Annotated in this window: 22 protein-coding genes; 17 read left to right on the top strand and 5 right to left on the bottom strand. The window is 35.0% G+C overall.

Features of this window, described 5'->3' with window-relative positions:
• Positions 1 to 187: 187 nt before the first annotated feature.
• The 9 genes from WC622_RS03175 (at position 188) to WC622_RS03135 (ending at position 9596) form a co-directional block, all read left to right on the top strand.
• Complete coding sequence (locus WC622_RS03175) at positions 188 to 856, top strand: gluconate 2-dehydrogenase subunit 3 family protein (RefSeq protein WP_372817213.1); 669 nt, start codon at positions 188 to 190, stop codon at positions 854 to 856.
• A gap of 19 nt (positions 857 to 875) precedes the next feature.
• Positions 876 to 2576: a GMC oxidoreductase gene (locus WC622_RS03170; protein ID WP_372817211.1), complete on the top strand. Its 1701-nt coding sequence runs from the start codon at positions 876 to 878 to the stop codon at positions 2574 to 2576.
• On the top strand, positions 2576 to 3733 hold the full coding sequence (locus WC622_RS03165) for a Gfo/Idh/MocA family protein (protein ID WP_372817209.1): 1158 nt from the start codon (positions 2576 to 2578) through the stop codon (positions 3731 to 3733). The genes WC622_RS03170 and WC622_RS03165 overlap by 1 nt, the downstream gene beginning before the upstream one ends.
• Positions 3734 to 3736: 3 nt before the next feature.
• Complete coding sequence (locus WC622_RS03160) at positions 3737 to 4789, top strand: sugar phosphate isomerase/epimerase family protein (protein WP_372817207.1); 1053 nt, start codon at positions 3737 to 3739, stop codon at positions 4787 to 4789.
• A gap of 8 nt (positions 4790 to 4797) precedes the next feature.
• Positions 4798 to 5178 (top strand): c-type cytochrome, encoded by a 381-nt coding sequence (locus tag WC622_RS03155; RefSeq protein ID WP_372817205.1) that lies wholly within the window; start codon positions 4798 to 4800, stop codon positions 5176 to 5178.
• A gap of 24 nt (positions 5179 to 5202) precedes the next feature.
• Positions 5203 to 6660, top strand: coding sequence for a Gfo/Idh/MocA family protein (locus WC622_RS03150; RefSeq protein ID WP_372817203.1), 1458 nt, complete (start codon positions 5203 to 5205; stop codon positions 6658 to 6660).
• A 24-nt stretch (positions 6661 to 6684) separates the two neighbouring features.
• Entirely contained in the window at positions 6685 to 7380 is a 696-nt protein-coding gene (locus WC622_RS03145) for a DUF1080 domain-containing protein (RefSeq protein ID WP_372817201.1), read from the top strand.
• Between the two features lie 87 nt (positions 7381 to 7467).
• Complete coding sequence (locus WC622_RS03140) at positions 7468 to 8697, top strand: nucleoside permease (protein ID WP_372817199.1); 1230 nt, start codon at positions 7468 to 7470, stop codon at positions 8695 to 8697.
• 23 nt (positions 8698 to 8720) lie between these two features.
• Positions 8721 to 9596, top strand: coding sequence for a sugar phosphate isomerase/epimerase family protein (locus WC622_RS03135; protein WP_372817198.1), 876 nt, complete (start codon positions 8721 to 8723; stop codon positions 9594 to 9596).
• 59 nt (positions 9597 to 9655) lie between these two features.
• Here the strand turns inward: WC622_RS03135 and WC622_RS03130 are convergent, their stop codons facing one another.
• On the bottom strand, positions 9656 to 10027 hold the full coding sequence (locus tag WC622_RS03130) for a YtxH domain-containing protein (RefSeq protein WP_372817196.1): 372 nt from the start codon (positions 10025 to 10027) through the stop codon (positions 9656 to 9658).
• 69 nt (positions 10028 to 10096) lie between these two features.
• Positions 10097 to 11899 carry a lamin tail domain-containing protein gene (locus tag WC622_RS03125; protein ID WP_372817194.1) on the bottom strand — a complete coding sequence of 601 codons (1803 nt, stop codon included), beginning with the start codon at positions 11897 to 11899 and terminating at the stop codon, positions 10097 to 10099.
• Positions 11900 to 11948: 49 nt separating this feature from the next.
• Here WC622_RS03125 and WC622_RS03120 point away from each other — a divergent pair, with 49 nt between their 5' ends.
• The 8 genes from WC622_RS03120 to WC622_RS03085 all read left to right on the top strand — a co-directional run bounded on the left by WC622_RS03120 (position 11949) and on the right by WC622_RS03085 (position 22010).
• Positions 11949 to 12941: an aspartate-semialdehyde dehydrogenase gene (locus WC622_RS03120; protein WP_372817192.1), complete on the top strand. Its 993-nt coding sequence runs from the start codon at positions 11949 to 11951 to the stop codon at positions 12939 to 12941.
• A gap of 123 nt (positions 12942 to 13064) precedes the next feature.
• Positions 13065 to 14474 (top strand): D-alanyl-D-alanine carboxypeptidase/D-alanyl-D-alanine-endopeptidase, encoded by a 1410-nt coding sequence (gene dacB / locus WC622_RS03115; RefSeq protein WP_372817189.1) that lies wholly within the window; start codon positions 13065 to 13067, stop codon positions 14472 to 14474.
• Between the two features lie 63 nt (positions 14475 to 14537).
• The gene (locus WC622_RS03110; protein ID WP_372817188.1) at positions 14538 to 15590 is read left to right on the top strand and encodes a proline iminopeptidase-family hydrolase; all 1053 of its coding nucleotides are present in this window, start codon (positions 14538 to 14540) and stop codon (positions 15588 to 15590) included.
• A 3-nt stretch (positions 15591 to 15593) separates the two neighbouring features.
• A complete protein-coding gene (locus WC622_RS03105; protein WP_372817186.1) occupies positions 15594 to 16103 on the top strand; it encodes a GNAT family N-acetyltransferase in 510 nt (169 codons plus the stop codon).
• Between the two features lie 121 nt (positions 16104 to 16224).
• Positions 16225 to 18183: a beta-N-acetylhexosaminidase gene (locus WC622_RS03100; protein ID WP_372817185.1), complete on the top strand. Its 1959-nt coding sequence runs from the start codon at positions 16225 to 16227 to the stop codon at positions 18181 to 18183.
• Positions 18184 to 18255: 72 nt separating this feature from the next.
• Positions 18256 to 18648, top strand: coding sequence for a hypothetical protein (locus WC622_RS03095; RefSeq protein WP_372817183.1), 393 nt, complete (start codon positions 18256 to 18258; stop codon positions 18646 to 18648).
• Between the two features lie 701 nt (positions 18649 to 19349).
• On the top strand, positions 19350 to 20867 hold the full coding sequence (locus WC622_RS03090; RefSeq protein WP_372817181.1) for a glycosyltransferase family 39 protein: 1518 nt from the start codon (positions 19350 to 19352) through the stop codon (positions 20865 to 20867).
• 54 nt (positions 20868 to 20921) lie between these two features.
• Positions 20922 to 22010 carry a redoxin domain-containing protein gene (locus tag WC622_RS03085; protein WP_372817179.1) on the top strand — a complete coding sequence of 363 codons (1089 nt, stop codon included), beginning with the start codon at positions 20922 to 20924 and terminating at the stop codon, positions 22008 to 22010.
• A 6-nt stretch (positions 22011 to 22016) separates the two neighbouring features.
• On the opposite strand, the gene WC622_RS03080 is transcribed toward WC622_RS03085, so the two are convergent.
• The 3 genes from WC622_RS03080 to WC622_RS03070 all read right to left on the bottom strand — a co-directional run bounded on the left by WC622_RS03080 (position 22017) and on the right by WC622_RS03070 (position 25695).
• On the bottom strand, positions 22017 to 23432 hold the full coding sequence (locus tag WC622_RS03080; protein WP_372817178.1) for a rhodanese-like domain-containing protein: 1416 nt from the start codon (positions 23430 to 23432) through the stop codon (positions 22017 to 22019).
• Positions 23433 to 23821: 389 nt separating this feature from the next.
• On the bottom strand, positions 23822 to 24838 hold the full coding sequence (locus WC622_RS03075; protein WP_372817176.1) for an asparaginase: 1017 nt from the start codon (positions 24836 to 24838) through the stop codon (positions 23822 to 23824).
• 89 nt (positions 24839 to 24927) lie between these two features.
• A complete protein-coding gene (locus WC622_RS03070) occupies positions 24928 to 25695 on the bottom strand; it encodes a TatD family hydrolase (protein ID WP_372817174.1) in 768 nt (255 codons plus the stop codon).
• Between the last annotated feature and the right edge of the window lie 243 nt (positions 25696 to 25938).

Raw genomic sequence — 25938 nt, 5'->3', positions numbered from 1 at the left:
CAAATGTGTTAATACGTAAAACGTTTTATTATGTAAACTAATTTTTACAAAGCCTTATTCGCCCTACGATACACCTAAGTGTATTTTGTACAATATTAAAACCTAAAATCGTTATATATTTTTAAATGTGGTTCTTTATGTTAATATATTTTACCTAATTTAATTGCACAAAACCTAACCAAATCATATGGACAGAAGAGAAGCCGTAAAAAGTGTAGCTTTTTTAATTGGTGGAGCCTTATCAGCCACAACAATTGCCACTTTATTTGATAGCTGCAATGAACCTGGAAAAAATAGTGCAAATCTATTTACCTCAGACCAAGAAAAGCTAATTTCAGAAATAGCTGATATCATTATTCCTACAACCGCAAAATCTCCCGGAGCAAAAGCTGCTAACGTTGGACCATTTATCAGTATGATGATAAAAGAATGCTATCCTGAGGATGCCCAGAAAGCTTTTGTAAAAGGATTAGAAAATATTGAAACCAGATCTAAAAAAGACTTTGGCAAATCATTCCTAGAAATTTCAGTTAAAGAACGCGAACAACTCATTACTAAAGTTAGAGATGAAACTGTAGCTGCTCAAAAGACAGAAAATGATGCGAATGAAAAAGCTGCTAAACTAGAAATGGATATCGAAAGAAATAAACCAGAGAAAGAGAGAGCTGGAAATCCAATGGCAGTTAAAGACCCACCAAAAACTACACCTCAGTTTTTTGCAATTGCAAGAGATTTAACAATGCTTGGCTACTTTACATCAGAAGTTGGTGCCACACAAGCTTATGAATACGTACAAATCCCTGGTCGTTACGATGGATGTGTAGACCTTAAACCTGGTCAAAAAGTTTGGGCATAAACCTTATTATCATTTTATAATGAATTTAAATACAAAAGCAACCGCACAAAATACATACGATGCCATTGTTGTAGGATCTGGAATTAGTGGTGGATGGGCAGCAAAAGAGTTAACAGAAAAAGGCTTAAAAGTCCTGATGCTAGAGCGTGGCAGAAATATAGAACACATTAAAGACTATACCACGGCTATGAAAAAGCCTTGGGAATTTGAACATCGTGGAAGATTAACAGAAGCTCAAAAAGCATCTCACCCTGTACAAAAAAGAGATTATCCTTATCAGGAATTTAATGAAAGTTTCTGGGTAAATGATTTAGATTGCCCTTACACTGAAATTAAAAGGTTCGATTGGTATCGCGGTTTTCACGTAGGTGGAAAATCATTAATGTGGGGTCGCCAGAGTTACCGTTTAAGCGATCTTAATTTTGAAGATAATGCAAAAGATGGACATGGAGTAGATTGGCCAATCCGTTATAAAGATATTGCACCTTGGTATGATTATGTAGAGAAATTTGCGGGAATTAGTGGTTCGGTTGAAAATTATCCACACTTTCCAGATGGACATTTTCTTCCGCCAATGGAAATGAATTGCGTGGAGAAATCGGTAAAAGAACGCATTGAAAAAAAATACAATAGAAGCCGCATTATGACCATGGGTCGCACCGCGAATTTAACAGTAGAACATGGCGGTAGAGGAAGTTGTCAATATAGGAATCTATGTAGTCGTGGATGTCCTTTTGGCGCTTATTTCAGTACACAATCGTCTACTTTGCCAGCAGCAGTTGCAACAGGTAATTTAACATTGAGACCTTTTTCTTTGGTTAACGAGATTATATACGATAAAGAAACTCAAAAAGCCAAAGGAGTTAGAATTATCGATTCGGAAACCAATGAGCATATTGAATATTTTGCGAAAATAGTTTTTGTAAACGGTTCTACTTTAGGCAGTACATTTTTATTGTTAAACTCAACATCTCCAGAACATCCTAACGGATTAGGTAACGCTAGTGGCGAATTAGGACATAATTTAATGGACCATCATTTCCGTTGTGGCGCATCTGGTCAAGCAGAAGGTTTTGACGATAAATATACCTACGGTAAAAGAGCGAATGGTGTTTACATTCCGCGTTATAGAAATGTAGGTAACGATAAACGCGACTATGTTCGTGGTTTCGGTTATCAAGGAGGTGCAAGTCGTTCAGGCTGGCATAATGATATTGCAGAATTAGCTTTCGGTGGAGATTTTAAAGATTTAATCAGTACACCAGGTATTTGGAGTATGGGTTTAGGTGGCTTCGGCGAATCGCTTCCATACCATGAAAACCGTGTGTACATTGACAAAACTAAAAAAGACAAATGGGGACAACCTGTATTGGCTATCGATTGTGAGTTCAAAGACAATGAAGCAAAAATGCGTGTCGATATGATGAATGATGCAGCTGAAATGTTAGAAGATGCAGGTATTAAAGACGTTAAAACATATGATAACGGTTCTATGCCAGGTATGGCCATTCACGAAATGGGAACAGCAAGAATGGGTAAAGATCCTAAAACTTCAGTTCTAAATAAATGGAACCAAATGCATGAAGTTAAAAATGTATTTGTAACTGATGGTTCTTGTATGCCTTCAACTGCTTGTCAAAACCCTTCATTAACGTACATGGCTTTAACTGCAAGAGCATGTGATTTTGCAGTTACCGAATTGAAAAAAGGCAATATTTAATGGCAACAGGAAAGATAAGAATGGGGATGATTGGCGGTGGAAAAGGTGCTTTTATCGGCGCTGTTCATCGCATGGCTGCAAGTTTGGATGGTCTAATTGAACTTTCTTGCGGAGCGTTAAGTTCTAATCCTGAAAATGCAATCGCCTCTGGAAAAGAATTATTCTTACCAGAAGATAGAATATACACCAACTATAAAGAAATGATTACTTCAGAAAGCAAACTTCCTGAATCACAAAGAATGCATTTTGTAAGTATAGTTACACCAAATAATGTCCATTTCGAACCGGCTATGTTAGCTTTAGAAAATGGATTTCATGTCGTAATTGATAAACCTATCACCTTAACTTTAGTAGAAGCGAAAGCGTTACAGCAAAAAGCTGCAGAAACTGGATTAATGGTCTGTTTAACTCACACCTATTCCGGTTATCCATTAGTGAAGCATGCAAAGCAGATGGTGAAAGATGGTGCATTTGGCAAAATCAGAAAAGTTTGTGTTGAATATCCTCAAGGTTGGCTAAGTCAGCCAGCGCCTGCTGACAATAAGCAAGCAGCTTGGCGAGCTGATCCTAAAAAAAGTGGAATTAGTGGTTGCATGGCTGATGTTGGTACGCATGCAGCGCATTTAGCAGAATATATTTCGGGCTTACAAATTGATAAAATTTGTGCCGATTTAAATTGTGTGGTTGACGGTAGAGCATTAGATGATGATGGAAATGTGCTATTGAGATTTAACAATGGTGCCAACGGAACTTTAATGGCATCACAAATTGCTGCTGGAGAAGAAAATGCCTTGAAAATTAAAATTTATGGTGAAAAAGGTGGACTAGAATGGCATCAAGCAGAACCAAATACATTACTTATAAAATGGCTAGATCAACCTACTCAAGTTTATAAAACAGGTAATAATTATTTATCAGCCGTTGCTAAATTTAATACGAGAACACCTTCAGGTCACCCAGAGGGATATTTAGAAGCCTTTGCTAATATTTATAAAAACTTTGCATTGACTTTATTAGCTAAACAAAATAATGAACAACCTACTTCAGAAATGCTCGATTTTCCGAATGCAGAAGATGGCATTCGTGGAATGGCTTTTATTGAAAATGTAGTAGCTTCAAGTAAATCAGATCAGAAATGGTACGATTTTAAAATTTAAAAAATGACGACAATACAAGGACCAGCTGTATTTTTAGCCCAATTTATTGGAGAGGAAGCCCCATTTAATTCATTAGAGGGAATTTGTAAGTGGGCGGCTAATTTAGGTTTTAAAGGCATCCAAATGCCAACCTTAGATAAACGTTTTATCGACTTAAAACTGGCTGCTGAAAGTAAAACTTACGCTGATGAACTTACGGCGAAAATAGCTTCTTATGGACTAGTAATTACCGAGCTTTCTACTCATTTACAAGGTCAACTGGTGGCTGTTAATCCTGCATACGACCAATTATTTGATGCTTTTGCAGCTGATGAAGTGAAGAACAATCCGAAAGCTAGAACAGAATGGGCGATTCAACAACTGAAATATGCAGCTAAAGCTTCCCAAAATTTAGGATTAAAAGCACATGCAACTTTTAGCGGTTCCTTATTATGGCATACTTTTCATCCATGGCCACAACGACCAGAGGGCTTAGTTGATGATGGTTTTACAGAATTAGCGAAACGTTGGTTGCCAATTTTAAATGAATTTGATAATTGTGGCGTGGATGTTTGCTATGAAATCCATCCAGGAGAAGATTTATTTGATGGCGAAACGTATGAAATGTTCTTGGACAAAGTGAATAATCATGCCAGAGCTTGTTTATTATACGATCCATCACATTTTGTATTACAACAATTAGATTATATTCAGTACATCGATTTTTATCATGAGAGAATCAAAGCATTTCACGTAAAGGATGCAGAATTTAATCCGACAGGAAAACAAGGAACATTTGGCGGTTATCAAAGTTGGGCAAATCGAGCAGGTCGTTACCGCTCTCCTGGCGATGGGCAAGTAGATTTTAAACGCATATTTAGCAAATTAGCACAATACGATTATAAAGGCTGGGCAGTAATGGAATGGGAATGTTGTATTAAAGATTCTGAAACTGGCGCTAGAGAAGGCGCTGAATTTATCAAAAATCACATTATTCCAGTTACAACCAAAGCATTTGATGATTTTGCATCCGCAGGTGGCGATGCAAATTTTAACAAGAAAATTTTAGGCATATAACAATTAACATGAAAAAAACACTTTTATTTTTAAGCACAATTACCTTTTTATTAGCTGCATGTGGTGGCTCAACTTCTAATTCTGAAACTGCTGCGACTACTGCTCCAGCTACAAGTGAATCTAAACCAGCGATGGAACCCGGAGAATTGTTGATTGTGAAATCAGATTGTATCGGTTGCCATCACAAAGAAGATAAATTAATCGGTCCTGCTTATCAAGAAATTGCTGCGAAATATCCTTCTACAGATGAAAATGTAAATTTATTAGCAGATAAAATTGTGAAAGGTGGCAAAGGCGTTTGGGGAAACATCCCAATGACACCACATACTAAAATAACGAACGACGAAGCCAAATTAATGGTAAAATATATTTTAACGCTGAAAAAATAACATTAACCTTTAAAAAAATTTAGAATGGATAAGGCAAAAAAAGAAGTGGAAGCAAGCGGTCGACGTAATTTTTTAAAAACTACAGCCATTGCATCTGCTGCATTTATGATTGTTCCTCGTCATGTTTTGGGCGGTAAAGGATTTTTAGCTCCAAGTGACCGACTAATTGTTGCTGGTATAGGCGTGGGTGGTAAAGGAGATTCAGATCTTCGTTTTATATCCGAAAGTGGCAAAGCAGATATTGCTTATTTATGTGATGTAGATACACGTAGAGCTACAGCAAGTGTGAAACGTTTCCCTAAAGCAAAATTCTATAAAGACTGGAGAGAAATGTTCGACAAAGAACATAAAAACTTTGATGGCGTTACTGTTTCGACTCCAGATCATAACCATGCGGTACAAGCGATGGCTGCCATGCAATTAGGCAAACATGTTTATGTGCAAAAACCGCTTACTCATGATATTTTTGAAGCTCGTGCATTAACCGCCGCTGCTAAAAAATATAAAGTGGTTACCCAAATGGGAAATCAAGGTGCTTCAAATGATGGCCCACGACAAATGAAAGAATGGTATGATGCTGGTTTAATTGGCGATGTACATACGATTTATGCATGGACAGATAGACCAGTTTGGCCTCAAGGTATTCCATGGTCGGCGAATAAAGCAGAAGTCCCTGCAGAATTAGATTGGGATTTATGGTTAGGAACAGCGCCCTATAAAGATTATGTAAATAAATTAGTGCCATTTAACTGGCGTGGATGGTGGGATTATGGGACTGGTGCATTAGGCGATATGGGATGTCACTTATTAGAAACTCCCTTTAGTGTATTGAACTTAAAATATGCGAAGGAAGTTGAAGCAAGTGTAGGTTCTGTTTATGTAGATGAATTTAAACGTGGATATTTCCCTGAAAGTTGCCCTCCATCAAGTCATGTAACCTTAAAATTCCCTAAAACCAATAAAACTAAAGGCGATGTAACCGTTCACTGGATGGATGGTGGAATTCAACCAACACGACCTGAAGAATTAATGGCAAATGAAAAATTCGGAGATGGTGGAAATGGAACTTTATTTATTGGAACCAAAGGAAAAATGACATCAGAAACCTATGGAAGAAATCCACAACTTTTACCATTAAGCAAAACAAAAGATATTAAAGTGCCCGCAAAATTTGCACGTGTAACTGGCGGAGAAAATGGTCATTATGCACAGTGGGTTGAGGCGTGTATCGCAGGTCACGGCAAAAAAGAATTGAGTTCTCCTTTCGAAATTGCAGGCCCATTAACTGAATGTTTATTAATGGCGAATTTGGCTATTCGTGCAGCTGATATTCAGGGTAAAAATGCAGAAGGTAAAACTATTTATCCTGGCAGGTACAAAAAATTATTGTGGGATAATGACAATATGAAAGTGACAAATTTTGATGAAGTTAATCAATTTGTGAAAAGAGAATACCGCAAAGGTTGGACATTAGGAGTTTAATTACGGAACATTAAATTTAATAAAATGAAACAGTATATAGTACCGGGATTAGTATTAGTTGTTATGGGTTGCAGTTCTACCGCTCAAACTACAAAATCAAATAAAGGTTTCACTAAACTTTTTGATGGAAAAACAACATCAGGCTGGCACACCTATGGAAAAACAACAGTTGGAAGTGCTTGGCAAGTTCAAGATGGTGCTATACATTTAGATCCGAAAACAAAAGGGAAAGATGGCGGCGGCGATTTAGTAACTGATAAGGAATACACCAATTTCCATTTAAAATTAGAATGGAAAGTTGCTCCAAAATCTAATAGTGGAGTTATCTTTTACATTCATGAAGATCCAAAATACAATCAAACATATAGTACAGGACCAGAAATGCAAGTATTAGATAATGATGGGCATCCCGATGGAAAAATAACTAAACACAGAGCCGGAAACTTATATGATATGGTTAAAAGCGATATAGAGCCTGTAAAACCAGTAGGTGAATGGAATAAATCAGAAATTATTAGTGATAAAGGAAATTTAACTTTCATTTTGAATGGTGTAAAAGTGGTAAATACCACTATGTGGGATGCGAATTGGAAAGCCTTAATTGCAGGAAGTAAATTTGCTAAGTGGGAAGGTTTTGGAACTTATAAAACTGGTAAAATATCGTTGCAAGATCACGGAGATGAAGTGTGGTATAGAAACATATCGATTAAAGAATTATAATAGAGGTTGAAGGTATAAGGGCTAAGGCGTAAGGTAATAACGCCAATAACCTTAAACCTCTAAACCTTTCACCTTAAACCTAAACAAATGAACTCAACAACTCGCATTAAATTATCTTTCATGATGTTCCTAGAATTTTTTATCTGGGGCGCATGGTTTGTAACACTAGGCACATTTTTGGCAACAAATTTAAAAGCATCTGGTCCAGAAACTGGTTCTGTTTTTTCAACTCAATCTTGGGGAGCTATTATTGCTCCGTTTATTATTGGATTAATTGCAGATCGATATTTTAATGCCGAAAAAATCTTAGGTGTTTTGCATATTGTTGGTGCCATTTTAATGTATCAAATGTATAATGCAACTGATATCAGTGTATTTTATCCTTATGCATTGGGTTATATGATTTTATACATGCCAACATTGGCGTTAGTAAATTCTGTTTCATTTAATCAGATGGAAGATCCAGAAAAGGAGTTTTCCACCATTAGAATTTGGGGAACTTTAGGCTGGATTGCTGCTGGTTTATTAATCAGTTATTTTTTCCATTGGGATTCCCAAGAAAGTACCACTGCAGGGTTACTAAAAAACACTTTCCTTATGGCTGGAATTGCATCTTTAGTGCTAGGATTATTTAGTTTTATCCTACCAAAAACCCCACCCAAAGTTGCAAAAGGAGAAAAAGTAACCGTATCTGATATTTTAGGATTAGATGCATTGAAACTATTAAAAGATAGAAACTTCTTAATTTTCTTTGTTTCCTCTATTTTGATCTGTATTCCTTTAGCTTTTTACTATCAGAATGCGAATTTGTTTTTATCTAAAATAGGTGTTGATAATCCTACTGGGAAAATGACAATTGGACAAGCTTCAGAAGTAATCTTCCTACTGTTTATTCCTATTTTCTTTAAAAAATTCGGTTTCAAAAAAACTATCCTTGTGGGTATGCTTGCTTGGGCTGTAAGATATGTTTTATTCGCCTATGGCAATGCAGACGAATTGAGCTTTATGTTATTACTTGGAATAGCATTACATGGAATTTGTTATGACTTTTTCTTTGTTTCAGGTCAGATTTACACCAACTCTAAAGCAGGAGAAAAGTTCAAGAGCTCAGCACAAGGCTTAATTACGCTAGCTACTTATGGCATTGGCATGCTTATTGGGTTTATGGTTGCAGGACAAATTACAGAAATGTATAAAGTTGGTGGAGAAGAAAACTGGAAAATGATTTGGATTATTCCAGCTGGAATTGCATTTGTTGTATTTATACTCTTCGCTGTTTTATTTAATGATAAAACTAAGCCAGAAGCTACTACCTAATTTATAATTAAACGTAAATCCTCATGAATTCAAGAAGATCATTTATTAAACAAACAGGTCTAATTGCGGCTGCGATTGCAGTAACACCTTCATTTGCCTGTACACCAGCTGCCAAACATCCTGTTGGTTTACAATTATATAGCTTAAGAGATATCATTAAAAACGATATCAAAGGAATAATTGAAAAAGTTGCAGCAATTGGATATAAAGAAGTGGAAACCTATGGCTATTCTGTAAAGGATAAATTTTGGGGATTAGATGCAAAAGCTTTTGATAACTTATTAAAAGCAAACGGTATAAAAGCACCAAGTGGACATTATGGAATGGATAATTTTATTGCAGGCAAAAATAGCGATGAATTAAAATCTTATATCGAGGCAGCAAATATTACTGGGGGTGAATATGTAACGGTTCCTTATTTGGGAGATTCGCTTAGAAAAACAGCAGATGACTATAAAAAAATTGCAGGCAAACTTAACGAGGCTGCGATTTTATGTAAAGCATCTGGCTTGAAACTAGCATACCACAACCACAATTTTGAATTTACAAAGTTTGGTAATACAACTGGATATGAAATTTTATTAAGTGAGACAGATAAAAATCTAGTGGATTTTGAGATGGATTTATATTGGGTAGCACGTTCTGGGGTAGATCCTTTATCGCTTTTCAAAACGCATCAACATCGTTTTACCATGTGGCACATAAAAGACATGGATAAAACTAAAAATGATGTAAATACAGAAATTGGCCAAGGAGCCGTAGATTTTAAATCGATATTTACTGGCGCAAAAATGGCTGGTGTAAAACATTATTTTGTTGAACACGAATTTAACTATAAGCCTGATGAATTAGGCTCAATAAAAACCAGTTTCAATTACGTTAATAATCAATTGTTGTAATAAGACTTTCAAAAATTCAATTTTCATTGTTAAACAATGAAAATTGAATTTAGTATTATCTAGCTAATTTCTTGTTTAGTATGTTGGTCATCAATATGACTTTCGTGAATAATATCTCTAATATCTGATTTACGTTTTTTAACTGGCGTACGAACAAAATGTGGAACTTCTGGAGCAACATCATCTTTGTGTTCTTCAAAATTATTACCTGATATTCTATTTTTTAATGTCTTGTAAGTGTCTCTAGCAGAGCCTCCTAAATCTTTTGCTTTATCTCTAATTAGTTTACGTGCATCTTTTCCACTTTCTGGAGCGAATAAAATACTAAGTACTGCACCAGCAGCTAAACCTGCAACTATTGCGACAGCAACTTGACCATTATTACTTGATTTTCGAGAAAGAATTTTCCCTATTAATTTTCCATATTTCATAATCATTCCTTTTTTTAAAACAACAAACACGTTTTCATATTGTTTAAAAAAATTCTGATTATTAAGCTGCTAATTCAACTTAGCTGCTAAAACACAAGTTTGTTTAAAATGCTCTACCTTACCATTTAAGGCAAAAGTATCAAACTTAACTACGTAAATACCAACCTTACTTTGCTGACCATTATCGTTCATTCCATCCCAGCTAAAACTTCCAGTAGTTGCAATAGTTGTATTTCGTTCTAGTTTGCGAACAAGTATTCCTTTATCGGTATATATGTTAACGCTGGCTAAATTTCCGTTATTTACAAACTGATAGTCAATTTTCAATGCATCTTCAAAACCATCTCCATCTGGAGAAAAAGTTTTATTAACCAAACTAATGTTACTTTTAATAAGTGAAGGGTCTTCTTCTTGTGAGTTCCGATAAGTTGGTGTAGCAAAACTAACTGTAGCTGCCGCAGATTTAAAATTACCCAATTCATTCGTCGGTTTAGTAAATGAAACTCTTTCTAAAGCAACTCCATCAGCATTTTGTAAAAGAGGAATATGCATTTTTTCAGTGTAATCTAATCGATCCAATACTTCTTGTGAGGTCATTAAGATTACAGAACCCTTATCATTGTTATAAGATGGCAAACTGCTCATTTGTACAAACTGATTGGGAAATTTCGCTTCATAATGCTCCTTAACTATATCTGGTTTAGTTGTTAAAACCCAATACGTTTTAGCTGGCATATACATAGCTGTTGTACTAACGTTTTTACTATTAGCTGGGTTTCCGCTCACATCAGCATTAGCCAGTTGTAATGTTGCTAAATCTAAAACCTGGTTTGTGTTGTTGTAAATTTCTATAAAATCAACTCCTCCTGTTCTAGGATTTACCAAAATTTCGCTAATAAATATATCTCCTTTTTTAAGGGTATATGGTTTCAAATAAAAGAAAGAAGCTGTGTTATTAACGTCAATTACATTTCCTTTCAAATCTTTTACACCGTTAACGGTTAATTTATAATCGCCAGAAGGCAAGGCCGAAGCATACGTTAATTTGTAAACAGTTGGCAAACTTGTAACGTTTATGGAAGTCGGATTACCCAAATTAGCAATCGTATAATTATTTGCCATCGAGGCTGAAGAAGATTCCAATCGCTCAGAAAAAACAGCTTCAATACTGAATTCATCTAGCACTTTTGCGCTTACCAAAGTTGGTGGTGTCACATCTGGCGTTAATTCCGTAATACTGAAATTATCAAAGGTAAAACCATCCGATCGAGTAGCTGTATATTTGCATAAGACTCCAAACCAATCTGAATTGGTATAGGTTAAATCAGTTGCACTTCCTTCCAAATTATAATTAGTTCCACCAGCTATATCTGTATATAACTCCCACTTTCCAACATCGTTTCTAGTCACCCGAATTTGTGCTAAAAGTTTGTTTGCTTCTACTCTAGCTTTTGCAGGACCATCGATAATTTTGCTTACAGTTGTGCCTGTTTGTTTGTACAAATCATAGCTATCGGTGTTCCCACTTTCTCCAATTTGAACAAAATATCCATTTAATGAGCCACTTATATCTTGTTGATCAGAAATTAAATAAATTCTTACCAAATTAGTTGCGGAGGGATCAAAACTCATCTGCACAGAGAATTCCCATTTGGCATTTGTGGCATAAGTGTTCGCTGTTGACAAGGTAACTGTTTGAGCAATAGAACTTAAAGAAGACTTTAATTGCTTTGCAGCGTTGATATTAAACAATGATGTACTTCCACCCCAGCTTGGGTTTGTAGTGAAATTTCCATCACTAAAGTCATCAGAAACTTGGCCGAATGTAAGTTTAACACTCAGCAACATTAAAAAAAGTAAACTTTTTCTCATATTTGGTAGATATTAAGAATTTACTAAATATAATAAAAAAACAGAAAAAATGAAAGTTGCAGTAGTAGGTGCTACCGGATTGGTTGGTACCGTAATGTTAAAAGTATTGGAAGAAAGAAATTTCCCATTGACAGAATTAATCCCAGTTGCGTCTGAAAAGAGCGTTGGTAAGTTAATTACGTTTAAGGGTAAACAGTTTCCAATCGTTAGCATGGATACTGCGATTGGAATGCGTCCGGATATTGCATTGTTTTCTGCTGGCGGAAGCACTTCTTTAGAACATGCTCCTCGTTTTAAAGAAGCAGGCACCACAGTTATTGATAATTCATCAGCATGGCGCATGGATCCAAACATCCCATTGGTTGTGCCAGAAGTTAATGCTAACATTTTATCACTTGACGATAAAATCATTGCTAATCCAAATTGTTCAACCATTCAGATGGTTGTTGCATTAAAACCATTACACGATAAATATAAAATCAAACGTGTGGTTGTTTCTACGTATCAATCTGTTACGGGTACTGGTGTTAAAGCGGTTGACCAAATGATGAACGAACGTAAAGGCATTTATGATGGCGAAATGGCTTATCCATATCAAATAGATTTAAATGTTATTCCTCAAATTGATGTATTTACTGAAAACGGTTACACAAAAGAGGAAATGAAAATGATTAATGAAACTCGTAAAATTATGGGTGATGAGAATATCCGTTTAACCGCCACAACAGTTCGTATTCCGGTAATGGGTGGTCACTCAGAATCTGTAAACATCGAGTTTGAAAATGAATTTGATTTAGCTGAAGTTACTTCCTTATTAGAAAAAACAGAAGGCATTATTGTGGTAGACGATGTTGCCAACTTAAAATATCCAATGCCAAAAGATGCACATGAAAAAGACGAGGTTTTTGTAGGTCGTATTCGTAGAGATGAATCGATGCCAAATACTTTAAACATGTGGATTGTTGCGGATAACTTGCGTAAAGGTGCGGCTACAAATGCTGTTCAAATTGCCGAATACTTGGTGAGAAAAGAATTGGTATAATTGAATTAAACGTAATAAGTTTTACGTTTTAAGTCCATATCTTTAGCTAAATAATTAAAAGTGATGTATTTGATGCATCACTTTTTTAGTTTAAATCGTTTTATAACAGATCAATCCTTTAGAATGAAAATTTTTAAGTTCCAACTCCTCTTTATATTTTGTTCACTAACAAGCTTTGCCCAATTTCCAGTAGCAAAATTAGAACAAGCCTATCAGAATTTAGTAGATGACCCACAAGCAAAATATGCCATTACATCGCTTTGCGTATTAGATGCACAAACAGGAAAAGTAATTTTTGCTAAAAACGAAAATATAGGTTTAGCAACAGCATCTACCTTAAAAACAATCACATCAGCCACTGCTTTTAGCGTTTTGGGTAAAGATTTCAAATACCAAACTACCTTAGCTTATAGTGGAAAAATTACCTCCGATGGAACTTTACAAGGCGACTTAATCATTATTGGTAGCGGCGATCCAACTTTAGGTTCATGGCGTTACGAGCAAACTAAAGAAAATGCAGTTTTAAATACTTGGGTAAGCGCCATTAAAGCTGTTGGTATAAAAAAAATTGAAGGCTCGGTTATTGGAGATGACAGTTTATTCGGCACTCAAACAATGCCAGAAGGTTGGATTTGGCAAGATATGGGTAACTATTATGGCGCTGGAAGTTCGGCACTTACTTGGCGAGAAAATCAATTTGATATTCATTTAAAACCTGGTGGAAGTACAGGATCAGAAGTTAGCATTCAGAAAATTGTTCCAGCAATGCCGTATTTAAAAGTAGTAGATGAACTTAAAACCGGTTCGTCAGGTTCTGGAGATAACGCCTATGCTTTCTTACCGCCCTACAGCAATTTAGCATATTTACGTGGTACTTGGGGAATGGGAATTAGCAAAGCTGGAATTTCATTAGCGCTACCAGATCCTGCATATGATGCGGCATATCGTTTACAAGACACATTATTACGATTAGCCATTGCAAGCACCAAAGAAGCCACAACTGCAAGAAGATTAGACTTAGAGGGCAAAACTGTACCAACCGTAACTCAAAAATTAGCAACCATTAGTTCTCCAGATTTAAGTGAAATCGTTTATTGGTTTAACAAAAAAAGTATAAATCTGTATGGCGAACAATTACTCAAAACCATTGCTTGGAAACAAGGAAAAACACCGAGCACCAAGAATGGCGCATCAGCAGTTATTAATTTTTGGGCTAACAAAGGAATTGATAAAAATGCGTTGAATATTTTAGATGGCAGCGGACTTTCTCCAGGAACAAGAGTAACTACTTCAGCAATGGCTTCAGTCCTATTTCAAGCGCAAAAAGAAGATTGGTTTACTGCTTATTATAAGTCCTTTCCAGAAAACAACGGAATGATATTAAAAAGCGGAAGTATCAATGATGTTTCAGCCTATGCTGGATATTATACCGATAAAAATGGAAATAAATACATTGCTGTTATCAATATCAATAACTATAACGGAGGTGGCATTAGCAAAAAACTATTTAAAGTTTTAGATGCGTTGAAATAAGGTTAATGATGTATATAAAGATTAGAATTTATATATTCATCTTTTAATCAAACACCCAACAGCATGAATACCAAAAACTTACTTTACTTTGGAATTTTTCTATTGTGTTTTACCTTATGCGCATGCACCCATAAAAACACTTCAGAAAATAGCTCGATAGCCTATTTTAATACAGCAGATACTGGTGTATTAGATGGAGGAATTAAAATTATTCCTATTCAAACCCCAAAAGGAAAATTTAATGTTTGGACTAAACGTGTTGGTAACAATCCTAAAATAAAGGTATTACTCTTAAATGGTGGGCCAGGAGCTACTCACGAATATTTCGAATGCATGGAAAGTTTTCTTCCAAAAGAAGGGATTGAATTTATCTATTATGATCAGTTAGGTTGTGGCAATTCAGACAATCCTAAAGATACCGCGATGTGGGATTTGGATCGTTATGTTGAGGAAGTAGAACAAGTTAGAGTAGCCTTAAATTTAGATAAAGACAATTTCTACTTATTAGGTCATTCTTGGGGCGGAATTTTGGCCATGCAATATGCGCTAAAGTATCAACAGCATATGAAAGGTCTGATTGTAAGCAATATGATGTCGAGCATACCAGATTATGGAAAATATGCTGATGAAGTATTAGCTAAACAAATGGATAAGCAAGTGCTCAAAAAAATCAGGGATATGGAAGCAAAAAATGATTTCGCAAATCCAGAATACATGGGCCTCTTAATGCCAAATTTCTACGTAAAACACATTTGCCGCATTCCCTTAGATCAATGGCCTGAACCTATTAATAGATCATTTAGTAAAATGAACCAATCCTTATATGTAACCATGCAAGGTCCGAGTGAATTTGGTGTTTCTGGTAAATTATTGAAATGGGATATTAAAGATCAACTCAAAAACATTACTATCCCAGCACTAAGCATAGGTGCACAATACGATACCATGGACCCAAAACATATGGAATGGATGGCTACAGCTTTTAAAAATGGAAGTTACCTTTATTGTAAAAACGGAAGTCACATGAGTTTATATGATGATCAACAAACCTATATGAAAGGCATCATTAAATTTATGAAAGGTGTAAATGCTGGTGAAAATAAAATGACGTTTTAGCCAATGCAATTCGAACTTCGCCCTTTTCAATTGAGTGATTTAGGTAGCTTGGTAAAACATGCTAATAATTATAATATCGCTAAAAACCTAAGCAACAAATTTCCTTTCCCCTATACACAAGATCACGGTGTGGCTTTTATAAATTTAGCTTTATCTACTAATCCATTGCAGATATTTGCCATTGTGGTTAATGGTGAAGTTGCTGGTTCTATTGGTGTTCATCCGCAAACCGATTTCTATTGCAAAAATGCCGAAATGGGTTATTGGATTGCCGAAGAATTTTGGGGACAAGGCATTGTTCCCGAAGCTGTAAAATTAATGGTCAACTATGGTTTTAAAACATTTGATATCACTCGAATCTATGCCCGAACATTCGATACCAATTTCAAGTCGCAACGAGTTTTAGAAAAAGTGGGCTTTAGTTTAGAAGCCGAACTTAAAGAAACTTTTTACAAAAACGGAACAGTTTACGATGAATTGATCTACGCTGTTAGGAAACCTATCAATGTATAATCAACAACATTTGTCATTCTGAGTGCAATGAAGAATCTCATAAAAGAGATTCCTCCAAACTCGGAATGACAAAAGAATTTAATAAATTGCAGTTTTAAGTTTAATCCCAATTATAGCCTACATGAAACTTACCGTTCCGTTTTTATTTCTTTTATTCGTTAACATTAACATTTTCGCTCAATCCATAGAAAGTAATACAGAAACTTTTGCCAATAATGAACCTATGGCAAATAGCGAAATTGCTATTATTCCAGAGCCCGTTTCGGTCATTAAGCAAACAGGGCATTTTGTGTTACCAGCAAATATTGTCATCCAAGCCAATAAATCTCCAGAGTTAAAACAAACCGTTGCTTTTTTACAGGAGCGTCTATCAACCCCTACTGGATATTATACCAGCATTATTAGCACTCCATCGGCGACTGCAACTTTTAAATTAATTTTAAATGATAAGCAAGACGCAACTTTAGGTACTGAAGGTTATCACTTAACCGTTGGTTTAAAGCAAGTGACTATTAGAGCAAACAAGCCAGCTGGTTTATTTTATGGCGTGCAAACAGTAGTGCAGTTATTGCCAAAAGAGATAGAAAGCAAAGAAGAAATTAAAGGCATAAAATGGACAATGCCTTGTGTAGAAATAACTGATTATCCACGTTTAGGCTGGCGAGGATTAATGTTTGATGTTGCTAGACATTTCTTCACTAAACAAGAAGTAAAGCAATATATAGATGCAATGGTGCGCTATAAATACAACATTTTGCATTTACACTTAGCGGATGATGAAGGATGGAGAATCGAAATTAAAGGCTTACCAAAGCTAACAGAAGTAGGTGCTTGGAATGTAAAACGTGTAGGTTCTTTCGGAGATTTTATCCCGCCAACGGCAGATGAACCTCGTAATTATGGCGGTTTTTATACACAAGAAGATATTAAAGAATTGGTAGCCTATGCTAAAGAACGTTTTGTGGATATTATGCCAGAAATAGATGTTCCCGGACATAGCTTAGCTGCAATTGCATCATATCCAGAATTATCTTGTACACCAGAAGCAGTAAACTATAAAGTGCGCAGTGGCGAAAAAATTATGGACTGGAGCCGTGGTGCACCTCCATTGGGCTTGGTAGATAATACATTGTGTCCAGCAAATGAAAAAGTATATGTTTTTTTAGATACCGTATTTACACAAATCGCAAAATTGTTCCCTTTCCCATATATCCACGTAGGTGGAGATGAAGTTGCTCGTAATTTTTGGGAAAAGAATGATCAAATAAAAGAATTGATGAAGCGTGAGGGTTTAAAAACCATTCCAGAAGTACAAGGCTATTTTGAGAAAAGAGTAGAGCAGATTATCGTTTCTAAAGGTAAAAAGTTTATGGCATGGGATGAAGTTTTGGAAGGAGGTGTTTCAAAAACCGCAGCAGTAATGAGCTGGCGAAACATGCAACATGGCACAGATGCTGCTAAAGCAGGTCATGAAGTAGTAATGTCTCCAACCCAATATGCGTATATTGATTATATGCAAGCAGATGCAATTACTGAACCTAAAGTTTATGCATCACTTAGATTAAGCAAAGCATACGAATTTGATCCGGTACCAGAAGGTGTAAATCCAGTTTATATTAAAGGTGGACAAGCAAACCTTTGGACAGAACAAGTATATAACATTCGTCAAGCAGAATATATGACTTGGCCACGTGGTTTTGCCATAGCCGAATCTGTGTGGTCGCCTAAAGAAAAAAAGAATTGGACTAACTTTTTTGCTCGTACAGAACAACATTTTAAACGTTTAGATATTGCCGAGACCAAATATGCACCAAGTGTATATGATCCTATTTTTTCTGTAAAACGAAGTGCTGACAGACAATTATCAATTAGCTTAAGCACCGAAGTAGAAGGTTTGGATATTTATTATAGTTTCGACAACTCGTTTCCAGATCGTTTTTATCCTAAATACACCGCCCCATTAGTACCACCTATAGATGCTACTGTTTTAAAGGTAATTACTTATCGTGGTAAAACTCCAGTAGGTAGAATGATGAATATGCCAATTGAGGAACTAAACAAAAGAGCAGGTAAAAAATAATAGACGTAATCTAACGAAAGCATCAGTTAATGATTAGTTAAAAAAAGTTCAGCTATAGATAGTAATTCAAACATGGGTACACCATTAATGAACATCGAACATATTTCAAAACAAGATAAAAATATTATAACCTTTGTGATTGGCATTCCTATACTGTTTTTTTTAGGATTTGTAGTCTACACCTTTTTTAATAGTAGAGATATAGCTGAGGTTATTAAAGAAGACAGGCTAACACTAAACTTTAATGGAAATGTCGACAGTGTGTATAGAGCTAAGCAAGACCATAATGTACAATTCATATTATTAGATAACGGATACAAATGCTCTTTGCCCGCCAAGTGGGAAAATATGATAAAAGCTGGTGATTCCCTTTCAAAAAAGAAAAATACATTATATCTAGAAGTATATAGAAAAAATGATTCTAAGTTGGTCCTTGATTATAGGGATACTTTTAAGAATTATTAACCGACAATTACTTAATATGTTTAATTTCTTTAATCCTAATTTAGCGCAACTGTCTTGCTTATGATTAGTTAAATTTCAGTATATCATTGTATGCTGAACTTTTTGTTTGAAAGGCATCCTAAATTCATCAATTTAAAAACATAGATATGTAATTGCTAATCAAACAATGGACGTTGTTTGCAATACAAAGCTAATTGTATGCGGTACAAAGCTTCGTGTAAAGCAAACAATTTAAATAATACGGAAGATTTACGTCATTGTATGCGATACATGCGTCATTGTAAGCGGAACAATGACCTTTGTTTACGGTACATAGACCATTGTATGCGGTACATACGTCATTGTATGCTATACAATTGGGAAAATAATATAGTAAATATGTCTTTAAAGGCTAAATTGGGCACTTTAGAAAAAACATATACTGTCAATTACTATCGCTTTCCTTTAAATACTTATCATTTCCATCCAAATCCTTCCATTTTAATTCATTGCTTACACCCAATTCATAGCAAGGGTAGGGTTTTGTTCGTCATTCCCGTGAAAACGGGAATCGTAATGCGTAAAAAAACTAAATTGCATTAGGATTCCCAATCGAGTTGGGAAGGACGAGCATGAGCTAAAAAGAAACTCAGATTAGTAGAATTGTAACAATAAACTTTAACTTGTCCTCTAACCAAACAACCACAAACAAAAATATTAGTATGAAAAAAGGAACCATTATTCTATTCATTTTCATCCTTATTAAAATAATACTGCAGTATTTAGTTGTAAATCCAATTTACGAACTACATCGTGATGAGTTTTTGCATCTCGATCAAGCCAAACATTTAGCTTGGGGTTATCATTCCGTTCCGCCAGTTACCTCATGGATATCTTGGCTAATCTTACAATTAGGCAACTCCTATTTCTGGGTTAAATTTTTCCCAGCTCTATTTGGTGCACTTACCATTTTAATCGTCTGGAAAACGATAGAAACTTTAAAAGGAAGTTTATACGCTTGTATTCTCGCCGCAACAGCCTTAACTTTTTCTGCACTAGTAAGAATAAATATTTTATACCAGCCAAACTCTTTAGATATCCTCTGCTGGACATTACTTTTCTTTACACTCATCAAATTCATCCATACCCAAAACTACAAGTGGCTCTATTTTATGACCATCAGCTTTGCTATAGGTTTTTTAAACAAGTATAATATCACATTTTTCCTTTTAGGAATACTGCCTGCTTTGTTGCTCAGCAAACAACGCAACCTATTTTTAAAACCACAGTTTTATGGAGCAATTTTATTCGCAGCACTATTAATAAGCCCCAATCTCATTTGGCAGTTTCAAAACGATTTTCCAGTTTTTAAACACCTAAAAGAATTAAATGACACCCAATTAGTTCACGTAGAACGGATGGATTTTGTGAAAGAACAAATCTTCTTTTTCCTCGGTTCCATATTTATCTTATTAGCAGCTTTCGTTTCGTTCTTCATTTATAAGCCTTTTAAGCAATATCAATTACTCTTTTGGGCATACGTGTTTACCATTGTTATATTCATTTTTTTAAAAGCCAAAGCATATTACACAATTGGTTTATATCCTATTTTCTTCGCCTTTGGTGCTATTTATTTAAGCGAATTATTACAACAAGGTTGGAAAAAGTATTTGCGTTATGTAGCTATCGCGATAATCTTATTACTGTTTTTGCCAATGTTAAAAGTCTCGTTACCACTTAGAACTCCAGAAAAATATGCCGAAGCCGCTAAACTACATAGACCTTTTAGCGAGCATAAATGGGAAGACGGAAAAATTCACCCAATTTCACAAGATTTTGCAGATATGTTGGGCTGGAAAGAACTTGCATCAAAAACAGACTCAGTTTATAATACCATAACTGATAAAAAACATGTTATGATCCTTTGTGATAATTATGGGCAAGCTGGTGCTATTAATTATTACACGAAAATTAAAGGTTTAAAAGCTGATGCTTTTACTGCAGATTATGTGAATTGGTTAGACTTAACTAAAGAAATTAAAACAGTAGTTAGAATTAAAACAGTGGATAATTTAAGTAATACTCGAGACCTCTCTTTATTTGGTGGCATTAAAGAAGTTGCTAAAATTGAAAGTCAATTCGCTAGAGAAAGAGGGACAAGAATTATTTTATTAAGTGATCCAAAAATAGATCTAGCTAAACTTTTGAGACAAGAAAGAGCCGCTGGAAGATTAGAATAGTAGTACCTAAAATTAAAATGAAATACCTTATATTTAATCATAAACTTTATTTCGATGAAAAGTCTGCATAGTAAAATAATTATACTTTTTCTATTTATCACTTCCTCTTTTACAGCATCTGCCCAAAAGTTCACCATACTTGGAACGGTAACTGGTTTAAAAGATAGTACTTGGATCTTTTTAAGAAAAGCTACTCCAGAAGTAAAGCTTGATTCAAGTTTAATTGTAAATGGGAAATTCACCCTAAAAGGAAATATTGATGAAAAGGCTGTTGAGATGATCATATACACAGCAAGCTATAAAGATTACACCATGTTGTGGGTTGAACCAAAAGAAATAAGGGTAACACTTAAAGCTGGAGAGTTTAAAAAGGCAATCACGGTGGGTTCTAAAACCCAAACAGAGGCTGATGTTTTAAGGAGCAACTTAAGTGTGATAGATAGACTACAAGATAGCTTAACAAAATCTTTAAAAGGTAAAAACGGTGCAGAGTCAGCAGCTATATGGGATAAAATAAAAGCTACTCGTAATGAAGAGCAAAAAGTTTATCAGAATTATGTGAAAGACAATCCAAATTCCCTTATTGCAGCTAACATATTACAAGTATATGCTTCTTCTTGGGGAAAAGAAAAAACAAGAGAATTATACCAAAACATTAGTGCTGAGCAAAAATCATCGAAATTTGGTAAGGCTGTTAGTGAATATCTTACGCTAAACAAAGAAATAAAAATCGGAAACAAATTTGAAGATTTCGAACAAGAAAATGTCAACGGCAAAAAAATCAAGCTTTCGACTATTAAAGGCAAATATATACTGCTAGAATTTTGGGCTTCATGGTGTGGACCATGTAGAGGAGAAAATCCAAACCTAGTGAACACATACAATACTTACAAAAACAAAGGTTTTGAGATATTAGGTGTTTCTGCTGATGATAATAAGGCAGATTGGCTAAAAGCGATTAAGGACGATAAACTTCCTTGGGAAAACGTAAGTGATTTAAAAGGTGATAGAAATTTAGCGGTAGTTATTTATGGTATAAATTCATTTCCTACAAATTATCTAATTGATGAGAAAGGAATTATCATCGCAAAAAATTTGCGAGGAGATGAGTTAAAAAAGAAACTTGCTGAACTTTTGCCTTAAGACTAGTTACCCCTTCATTGCCTTACTTGGACAAGCAAAATCGGTGCGTTTTAAATTGGTATTTTTAATAGCTCCATAACCACCAGCTATATCAATTACATTGTTAATGCCACGAGCTTTTAAAATTGAAGCCGCAATCATAGAACGATAACCACCAGCACAATGAATATAATAGGTTTCATCTGGATTAATCTCAGTTGTCCAGTCGTTAATATAATCTAACGGACGAGTAAGCGTGGCTTCTAAATGTTCTGCTTTGTATTCGCCTGGTTTGCGCACATCTAAAGCATTTATAACATCGTTAGTATTTAATAGTGTTTCAAATTCTTGTGCAGAAATCGATTCAATTTGATCTATCTCCTTCCCTGCATTTTGCCAAGCCGTTATTCCTCCAGCTAAATAACCAATTGTATAATCGTAACCAACTCTTGCTAAACGTGTAATGGTTTCTTCGGCTTTGCCTTCGTCAGTAACTAATAATAATTCTTGTTTTAAATCGGTAATCAAAGCCCCAACCCAAGGAGCAAATTGACCATTTAAACCAATATTTATAGATTTTGGGATAAACCCTTTTGCAAATACTTGAGGATCTCTCGTATCTAATATTAAAGCATCCGTTTGGTTCGCTTTTAATTCAAATTCTTCAGGTGACAAAGCAATTAAGCCCTTTTGATATACATCATCTATCCTATCGTAACCACCTTTATTCATGGCTGCATTTTTTGCAAAATATTGTGGAGGTGGCAAAAGACCATGTGTTACTTCTCTAATGAAATCTTCTTTGGATTTTGCCTTTAGCGCATAATTAACTTCCTTCTGATGTCCTAATGTATCAAATGTTTCTTTACTCATGTTTTTGCCACAAGCAGAACCTGCACCATGAGCTGGATAAACGATAAGATCATCTGCTAGCGTTAATATTTTGTTATGTAGAGAATCGTAAAGTGTTCCCGCCATATCTTCCATTGTAAGCTCACCTTGTTGTGCTAAATCTGGTCGACCAACATCTCCAATAAACAATGTATCACCAGTAAAAATGCAGTAATCTTTACCATTTTCATCTGTTAACAAATATGTTGTGGATTCTGGTGTATGACCTGGAGTATGTAGTGTCGTGATGGTGATATCACCAATTTTAAACTGCTCACCATCGGTTGCAATGTGTGCTTTAAAATCTGTTTTAGCCGTAGGGCCATAAACTATAGTAGCTCCAGATTTTTCTGCTAAATCTATATGTCCAGAAACAAAATCAGCATGAAAATGAGTTTCGAATATATACTTAATCTTTGCACCATTGTCGGCTGCCTTTTTTAAATAAGGCGATACTTCGCGTAGCGGATCAATAATAGCAGCTTCGCCATTACTTTCGATATAATAAGCCGCTTCGGCTAGGCATCCAGTATATATTTGCTTAATCTTCATAATCAATTTTAGCAAAAATAACTGTTAATCTTATATAAGTGATATGATCTTCATCATAATTGCATAAGTTTTACTTAATACGGCTAAGGTTATCGGTTGATAGAAGTAGTTAAGGTCTTAATTTATGCGTTTTAAGCATGATAATATTCTAAATTATAGCCATCAAACTCTTATATTTGATTATAACTTATCGCATATGCAAATTTTTATGCTCCCAGTATTTTTTATTGTGTTTATTATATATCTTCTTTACAGATTGTTTATTACAAAAGATATAAAGAAACGCAGATGGGAAGTATATACAGGATTTTTATTTATAGGTATATGGGGCGTAGTTTTCTTTGTGTTATCAAGGCTTTAAATTAAAATTTAATTAAGTAGCAGTAAAACTAATTCGTTAATTCACCTGCTATTGAAATCTCCATTAATCTTTTTACCTCCTCTATTGGGAAGCCCTGCCCCATTAAGTACATTAATTTGGTTACAGCAGCCTCAAATGTTAAATCATAGCCACTAACAATACCCATTTGTTGTAGTTTCCTACTGGTCTCGTAGACACCTAATTGAACAGATCCACCTTTACATTGTGATATATCTATAATCATTTTGTTGTTAGCGATGGCTTTTTGCAAGCAAGCGATAAACCAAGGTGCGGTAGTTGTATTTCCAGATCCAAATGCTTCTAAAACGATAGCTTCAACACCAGATTCAGTAATTGCTTTTACGGCATTTTCAGTTATACCTGGATACATTTTTAATACACCAATATTTGCATTGAAAATAGTATGGATTTGAAATGGTTTTTGTGGGATTGGTAAAATATAATTAGGATAAAAAGATAAGCTCACACCCGCTTCTGCTAGGATCGGGTAGTTTGGTGAGGCAAAAGCTTCGAATTTCTCTGAGTTATATTTAATAGATCGGTTACCACGAAATAACTGATAATCGAAATAAATACAAACTTCTGGCACCATTGCTTTGCCATCTTTTTTCGTTGCTGCAATTTCTAATGCAGTTATTAAATTCTCTTTGGCATCTGTTCTAATCTCACCTATCGGCAATTGAGAACCTGTTAAAACAACTGGCTTTGCTAAGTTTTGCAACATAAAACTTAGTGCCGAAGCGGTAAATGACATTGTATCAGAGCCATGCAAGATTACAAAGCCATCAAATTCTTCGTATTTCTCTTGAATCAGCTTTGCTAATTCTGCCCAAATTTCTGGATCCATATTAGAAGAATCGAGAATTGGATTAAAGGAATGAACAGAAAGTTGATAATCTAGTCTGGCTAATTCTGGTACATTTTCTTGAATCTGCTCGAAATCAAAAGGAATTAAGGTGCCTGTTTTAGCATCGTTTACCATTCCAATTGTTCCACCAGTATATATGATAAGGATTTTTGTCATTGGCAACAAATATAAAAATTTAACATTAAGGCATTAAGATAATTAAGACATCGCTATACTACACTTCTTAATGACAAAACATGTTTAAACTATATGCCGAATATTTTCTTTGAGTTTTCGGTAGTTACTTCGGCTACTTCGTTTAAACTTATGTTGTAAATATCTGCCACCTTTTGCGCAATGTGAATTAAGTAACTGCTTTCGTTAGGCTTACCACGATAAGGTACTGGTGCTAAATAAGGAGAATCCGTTTCCAGCACGATATCATTTAGTGAAATTTCTACAAGTGTTAAATCTAGACCTGCTTTTTTGTAAGTTACTACCCCACCTATACCTAAATAAAATCCTAATGCTATTGCTCTTTTTGCTTGAGCTAAGTCACCGGTAAAGCAATGGAAAATACCTCTTAACTTATCGTCATTTAGTTCTTCTAAAACCTCGAAAACCTCATCAAAGGCTTCACGGCAATGAATAACTATTGGCAAACTTAATTCTTTTGCCCACTTAATTTGTTGCTTAAAAGCATCTTGTTGAATGGCTAAAGTTGTCTTATCCCAATACAAATCAATACCTATTTCGCCTATCGCATAAATATTCCTACCTGCTATGCTTTGATGAATACTAGATAATTGAGTTTGATAATCTTCCTTCACATCGCATGGATGCAAACCCGCCATAGCAAAACAATTTTCGGGATATCGTTTAACCAAATCATCTATCATTTTAATGGAAGCAACATCTACATTTGGCAAAAAAAGACGTTTTACATCATTAGCTAAGCAACGCTCCATTAATAGTGATTGTTTATCTACATCTGTTTCGTAATAAAAATGAGTATGAGTATCGGTTAACAACATATACAAAGATATTTTTATTTCAGCATTGCTGAAATATATTCATAAAAAACCCCGTCCAATTAAATGAACGGGGCTAATATTTATAATTTATTTATTATTATTATTTTGTTGCTGGAACCGGTGCAGGTGGCGCAGTTGGAGCTGGCTTACCTTTAATAATGTTTACAATTTCAACATCAAATACAACTGGAGAATATGGACTAATACCTGCTTGTGGAGCCCCTTGTTCGCCCCAACCTAAGT

Source organism: Pedobacter sp. (assembly GCF_041662865.1).
Lineage (GTDB): Bacteria > Bacteroidota > Bacteroidia > Sphingobacteriales > Sphingobacteriaceae > Pedobacter.
This window is presented reverse-complemented; position numbering and strand designations above follow the sequence as displayed.

Coding starts and splice junctions, on each gene's coding strand:
- WC622_RS03175 (WP_372817213.1), top strand. CDS start 188: ATGGACAGAAGAGAAGCCGTAAAAAGTGTAGCTTTTTTAATTGGTGGA.
- WC622_RS03170 (WP_372817211.1), top strand. CDS start 876: ATGAATTTAAATACAAAAGCAACCGCACAAAATACATACGATGCCATT.
- WC622_RS03165 (WP_372817209.1), top strand. CDS start 2,576: ATGGCAACAGGAAAGATAAGAATGGGGATGATTGGCGGTGGAAAAGGT.
- WC622_RS03160 (WP_372817207.1), top strand. CDS start 3,737: ATGACGACAATACAAGGACCAGCTGTATTTTTAGCCCAATTTATTGGA.
- WC622_RS03155 (WP_372817205.1), top strand. CDS start 4,798: ATGAAAAAAACACTTTTATTTTTAAGCACAATTACCTTTTTATTAGCT.
- WC622_RS03150 (WP_372817203.1), top strand. CDS start 5,203: ATGGATAAGGCAAAAAAAGAAGTGGAAGCAAGCGGTCGACGTAATTTT.
- WC622_RS03145 (WP_372817201.1), top strand. CDS start 6,685: ATGAAACAGTATATAGTACCGGGATTAGTATTAGTTGTTATGGGTTGC.
- WC622_RS03140 (WP_372817199.1), top strand. CDS start 7,468: ATGAACTCAACAACTCGCATTAAATTATCTTTCATGATGTTCCTAGAA.
- WC622_RS03135 (WP_372817198.1), top strand. CDS start 8,721: ATGAATTCAAGAAGATCATTTATTAAACAAACAGGTCTAATTGCGGCT.
- WC622_RS03130 (WP_372817196.1), bottom strand. CDS start 10,027: ATGAAATATGGAAAATTAATAGGGAAAATTCTTTCTCGAAAATCAAGT.
- WC622_RS03125 (WP_372817194.1), bottom strand. CDS start 11,899: ATGAGAAAAAGTTTACTTTTTTTAATGTTGCTGAGTGTTAAACTTACA.
- WC622_RS03120 (WP_372817192.1), top strand. CDS start 11,949: ATGAAAGTTGCAGTAGTAGGTGCTACCGGATTGGTTGGTACCGTAATG.
- dacB (WP_372817189.1), top strand. CDS start 13,065: ATGAAAATTTTTAAGTTCCAACTCCTCTTTATATTTTGTTCACTAACA.
- WC622_RS03110 (WP_372817188.1), top strand. CDS start 14,538: ATGAATACCAAAAACTTACTTTACTTTGGAATTTTTCTATTGTGTTTT.
- WC622_RS03105 (WP_372817186.1), top strand. CDS start 15,594: ATGCAATTCGAACTTCGCCCTTTTCAATTGAGTGATTTAGGTAGCTTG.
- WC622_RS03100 (WP_372817185.1), top strand. CDS start 16,225: ATGAAACTTACCGTTCCGTTTTTATTTCTTTTATTCGTTAACATTAAC.
- WC622_RS03095 (WP_372817183.1), top strand. CDS start 18,256: ATGGGTACACCATTAATGAACATCGAACATATTTCAAAACAAGATAAA.
- WC622_RS03090 (WP_372817181.1), top strand. CDS start 19,350: ATGAAAAAAGGAACCATTATTCTATTCATTTTCATCCTTATTAAAATA.
- WC622_RS03085 (WP_372817179.1), top strand. CDS start 20,922: ATGAAAAGTCTGCATAGTAAAATAATTATACTTTTTCTATTTATCACT.
- WC622_RS03080 (WP_372817178.1), bottom strand. CDS start 23,432: ATGAAGATTAAGCAAATATATACTGGATGCCTAGCCGAAGCGGCTTAT.
- WC622_RS03075 (WP_372817176.1), bottom strand. CDS start 24,838: ATGACAAAAATCCTTATCATATATACTGGTGGAACAATTGGAATGGTA.
- WC622_RS03070 (WP_372817174.1), bottom strand. CDS start 25,695: ATGTTGTTAACCGATACTCATACTCATTTTTATTACGAAACAGATGTA.